This is a genomic window from Pseudomonas edaphica, assembly GCF_005863185.1.
Lineage (GTDB): Bacteria > Pseudomonadota > Gammaproteobacteria > Pseudomonadales > Pseudomonadaceae > Aquipseudomonas > Aquipseudomonas edaphica.
Genome location: NZ_VBVZ01000464.1, coordinates 1 through 5,039 on the forward strand (window position 1 = coordinate 1; position 5,039 = coordinate 5,039).

The window sequence follows — 5,039 nt, forward strand, 5'->3', positions numbered from 1 at the left end:
CCTATGGCCTTCCTCGCCCGCACCCACCCTCGCCTCTCATCCGCCGCCGTCCTTGGCCTTGCCGTGGGCATTCTGGCGCCGGCCGATACGCTGATCAGCAAAATCCTGATTGGCTGGAACGCCGGGGTCTGGACCTACCTGGCATTGATGCTGTGGCTGACCAGCCGTTCACGTGCCGATGACGTAAAACGCATCGCCGAGATCGAGGATGAAAACGCCGGGATGGTGCTGTTCATGGTGTGCATTGCCGCGATAGCCAGCCTGGCTACCATCACAGTCAACCTGGTAGGCAGCAAAGACCTGGACAGCACGGCGCGCCTGCTGCACTACGGTTTTACCGGCATGACGGTGATTGGTTCATGGTTGCTGACCGGGGTGATTTTCAGCGTGCATTACGCCCGCCTGTTCTACACCTGGGACGGTGATGAGCCCGCACTGCGCTTTGCCGAAGGGCTGCGTAACCCCAATTACTGGGACTTCCTGTACTTCTCGTTCACCATCGGCGTGGCGGTGCAAACCGCGGATGTGGGGGTTGCTACACGCGCAATGCGCAAAGTCGTTTTGGGCCAGTCGTTGATTGGGTTTCTGTTCAATACGGCGATTCTTGGCTTCTCGATCAATATTGCTGCCGGGTTGTTCAGTTGAACCCTGATGGTATGGCGGCAATCCTGATCTAACCGGGAAAGGCTATTGAGGAGCGCTTTTGCGTTCAAAAAAAAGCCCTGATCTTTCGATCAGGGCTTTATAGGGCGCCGGTTTAATTAAAATGCATAACGCAGGCCAACATTGACAGCGGCTTTTTGCTTGATTTTGTCACTGGTGCTGGTCTCCAGGTCGACATGCGCCTGCAGGTCCTGGGTAAACGACACCGCCACACCGGCACCGTACTTGGTGCGCGAGCCCGACAAATCATTGTTGAAGGTCTGGTTGTTGACCGTGACCTTATTGTTGTTGGCAAACTCGTGGACCATTGCCGCACGCAGGTAAGGCTTGATCAGCGTGCCATCATCGAGTTGGAACTCATGACCAACGGTCGCACCGGCCTCGGCGGTCCTTGAGCGGGTGCGCTCACCGTCCACTTGCAAACCGTTTTTCAGGCTGTACGTGCCACCCTGGACCACAATGGTCGACAGTCGGCCGTAAGGTTCAATAAAGGAACTCTCACCGAACTTGATATGACGGCCGAGTTCAGCCGATACACCACCGCCTACGTTGTTGTAGCCACCCTTGGTCGACGTGTTGTCACTGAGTGTTGCCTTGGCCTGGTTCTGGAACCGGTTGGCTTTGGCCACGGCATCAAAATAGAAACCGCTTTCTTCGTCCATCCAGGTGGCATAGGTACCCAGGAAGTAGCTCTTGACGGTACCGGCAGCGCCGCGAGCCGGGTTTACGTCAGAGTTACTGTGGCCGCCAAATACACCCACCTTCCATTGGCTGTCGCCCAGCGGCGTATCAGCACCGATGGAAAAACCTCGCAGGTTCTGCGAGTAGCCGGTGCCCGAACTCTGGGACACATCATATTGACTGCCGATACCAAGGACCCAGAGACCGGTGCTTTTCGGGGAGTAGCGCAACTCACCCATACGTTGGCGCAATGAGCCCTCTTCGGCGGTCATGATGGTCACCGGGGTGTTGAACAATGCCGTCACCACGCGGGCACTGCGGCTGATCACACGGGTTTGCGTGTCCAGAAACCAGTCATTGCCTTCCTGTTTCAGGTTATAGGCATAGGCCCCCATGTCGACCGGGCCGCCCTCCAGGGAGAACGCCGCGTCACCGCCGCCGGTATGCACAACCTGGGTTTTGACCAGTTCGCTGCCGCTGGCTGCGAGTGCCAGGCTGTGGTTGCCCGTGGCTTCGCCGGTGACATTGATAAAGTCGGTTTTGCCTTGGTCGAAATCGGTGCCCATGACAAAGGTGCCGTTACCCGAAAGCGTCTGAAGGTTCAGTTGGTAAAACTCATTCGCCGCGCCCATGGTCACCGTACCACCGGCCATGTTCAGTGCGCCCACCTGGCTGTCACCGGTCATGTTCCAGTTGGAAGCATTGCCTACGCTCAGGGTGGAGACGTTCTGCAACTGGCCCGTCAGCTCGGCGTTGTTTTGCAGGTTCAAATGCACGGTGCTGGTGGCATCGGCGATTACATTACCGGCCAGGTTTCGGCTGTTATCCACATTCATCGTTGCCGTGGCACCGCCAGACACCGACAGTAGATTGCCATTACCGCCTTTCAACGTAGAACCGTTGAGTACATCGATAGACACCACTGGCACTCGATTTGGCGTGCCCCTGACCGAGATGGCCGAACCGCTGCGACCCTCAACCACGGACTGGTCCAAAACCAGTTTGCCATCCGTCAGGTCCCCCCGATTACGGGTGAACGACACGCCATGGCCATTGCCGATGATAGTACTTTGCGTGGCAGTCGCTGTGGCACCTGCGAGGGAGAGCCCAAAGGCCCCTACTCCCGTGCCCTGCACCAGCGAGTTTTGTTTAAAGTGTAACTGACTGCCAGTGAATGCTTCGGCACCGCCGATAGCGCCACTGATCGTAGAGTTGCTGACCTCAGCGGATGAGCCGCTCGACGTGCCTACAAAACCAAACGCCTGCAACCCTACGCCGCTGGTATTGGTGAGGGTACTGTTGTTAATAACCGCCTTACTGCTGTCCAGCCGCACGGCGCCGTATAGGGAATCGCTCGAAGTAACACGTGCAGCGTCCATGTTTACTGTGGAGCCCTGCACAGCATGTACACTATTCGCCATACTGCCGCTGTTCATGTTCAACGTGGAATTTGAAAGGTCGATCGTGGTGGCTGTTGCACGGTTCATCGTCAACGCTGATTGGCCCGACAATTGCCAATCCGTTGTTTGCTCAGTTGCGTCAATGGTTCTTTGCTCACCGCTACCTATCACAACCGCCTGAGCTTGCCCCTGCATCGCGGCAAACAAACAGAATGTAATGGTGGGGACTTTCATCATTGCACTCAAGGGTTTGAGTTCGAACGTGTTCAGTGCCGACATGGTCAATCACTCTTTGGTAAGGCCTACAAAAGCGGTTCGGCTCACTTCCTGAAAGTGACGCCTTACCTGTGCGGCACGTAGAGTAAGTATTAAACACTCACTCTTATGTAGGATTAATCTGCAACCTATTGGTAAGTAGGCAGCACTTTGGGTCATCTAATCGGTAGGGCACTGTCAGGGAAACCCCCTCTCAGGTTGAGAGGGGAACCCTGCAGCGTATCAATGACGCCTCTAAGGGACGATGATTGCTCCCACGTTATCGCACCGTGTGTAACTCAACGTCGTACGTACGTTAACGCCCGCGGTACCACGCCCCAGCGTGCCGTTGTTCAGCGGCACGGTGTAAGTCGCCTCCGCACGCCCTACTTGGGCATGTTCAAGGAAACCCGCGTAGGGAATCCGGAAGATATGGCCGTTATCTCTAATGGTAGGGGTAACGAGTACGTTGTAACTCTGCGTTTGGTCAAAAAGCCGAGGTGTGCCCGTGCGAGGTCTGAACGCCTCCAGTACCAAGGTCAGTAGCTGACCAACCACCATTCTCGGGTCCCCGTCCACAGCTACCCTGCCTTCCCAGTTTGTCGGCGCCGGTGCTACTAGCGCTTGGCAGGCCCATTGACCAAACGGCCCCGTCGTCGCACCGATATATCTAGCCGCCGGCAGGGGTGTAGTTACCGCATCCCGCACTTCAACCTTTCTAGGTCCCGCGCGATTGAGGTTAGTGGCAGACGTTGGCGTTGCCGTTGGTGATACGACATAGCTGATTTGATGTTCGCCATTGCCCAGTTTTTGAAAGACACTCCAGTCGATGTCCCAGGTGACAAGGTCTCCAGGTATCTCATTGCTTAGTTCCTTAGCGGGCGCGATGAACGTACCGTCAGGGTTGACAAGGATAAGAAACATGCCTGGCGCCGGCAGTTCAGCAGGGTCAGAGGTTTGCCATAACTCGACCGTAACGGTGACCGGCTTGCCAGCCTGTGCAAACTCCATTATGTTCGCTGCCGCCGCGCCGGTCCCAAGGAACGATGCAGGAATCAATCGGGTATTGATACTGCCTGGTATTCCCGGATTGCTCGGCCCCGTCACACTAAAGTCCACTCTGAACGGCGTGGTCGGGCCAGGGAAAGTGTCACCATTTTTGCGTATTTCATAGGTGATAACGACCGATTTCGGACCTTTTGCATTGGCATAGTCCGCTACAGCCAGGGGGCTCAGAAAGGCCTGATCCAACGTGATTGGAACCGAGAGAACGCGAGACCATGGGCTCCAAGGCCCATTGTTGTATCGAACCCGAACCTCGTCCTTGGTAGTGTCAACGTTCGTATAGGTCCGAATTTCGCCCGTTGGGCCTGATTTCAAGTCTTCAATAGTGACCAAGTCATCAACGAGGTCTGGCGCCTGTTGAATGATAATCGGCTGTAAATTTTCGGGTGCCGGATCCAGCGCGATCGTGAAGGTAATCGAAGGCGCAGAGACCAAACTTGCATTGCCCTGCGAGTCCCTGATTTGGTAAGTAAAGAAGCACGGCCCCCCTTGCGTAATCTCATTGGCGAGCACTGTCAGCAGGTTGCCGGTTTGGGCCATGGGCCGGGGTGGAGTCTGCCGGGCTACTTCTGTGGCTGTCACGGGGGTGCCGTGGTTATAGAAAAAGGTCAGCGTATCTCCTGGCTTCCAAGCCCCGAGGCCCGTCGTTACGTTGTCAGGAATAGAGAATGGCAAATTGAACTGCGTCAGTTGTGCCAGACTAATAACCTGGCCCGGCGGGAAGGCCCCCGTGTATTGCGGCGCAGGTGGCTGAACCCTTAAATAGGGTGGATCCAAGTCCATTTTATAAGTCGAAATGGGTGAGGACTGGCCGAGAGAACCAGGCCTGTCTACGGAGCCTGGAATAGTTGGATCCGCACCCTCATTCTGGTGCAAGTCAATACGTACTTGAAAATCACCCGACTGCTGCACTCCCGAGCTCGTAACGACAGGAATACTCACCGAAAACTTGTCACCTGGGGCGTTGATTACAAA

General features: G+C 55.8%; 3 protein-coding genes. 1 reads left to right on the plus strand and 2 read right to left on the minus strand.

The features are described 5' to 3' along the window. Window positions 1-3: 3 nt before the first annotated feature. Window positions 4-645, plus strand: coding sequence for a DUF1345 domain-containing protein (locus tag FEM54_RS24255; RefSeq protein WP_138453422.1), 642 nt, complete (start codon window positions 4-6; stop codon window positions 643-645). Between the two features lie 116 nt (window positions 646-761). Here FEM54_RS24255 and FEM54_RS24260 read toward each other — a convergent pair whose 3' ends face one another. Continuing rightward, window positions 762-2,723, minus strand: coding sequence for an autotransporter outer membrane beta-barrel domain-containing protein (locus FEM54_RS24260; RefSeq protein ID WP_138453420.1), 1,962 nt, complete (start codon window positions 2,721-2,723; stop codon window positions 762-764). Between the two features lie 531 nt (window positions 2,724-3,254). Next, window positions 3,255-5,039 (minus strand): hypothetical protein (locus FEM54_RS24265; RefSeq protein ID WP_205894426.1); only part of this gene is annotated, 1,785 nt, incomplete at its 5' end.

Coding starts and splice junctions, on each gene's coding strand:
- FEM54_RS24255 (WP_138453422.1), top strand. CDS start 4: ATGGCCTTCCTCGCCCGCACCCACCCTCGCCTCTCATCCGCCGCCGTC.
- FEM54_RS24260 (WP_138453420.1), bottom strand. CDS start 2,723: ATGGACGCTGCACGTGTTACTTCGAGCGATTCCCTATACGGCGCCGTG.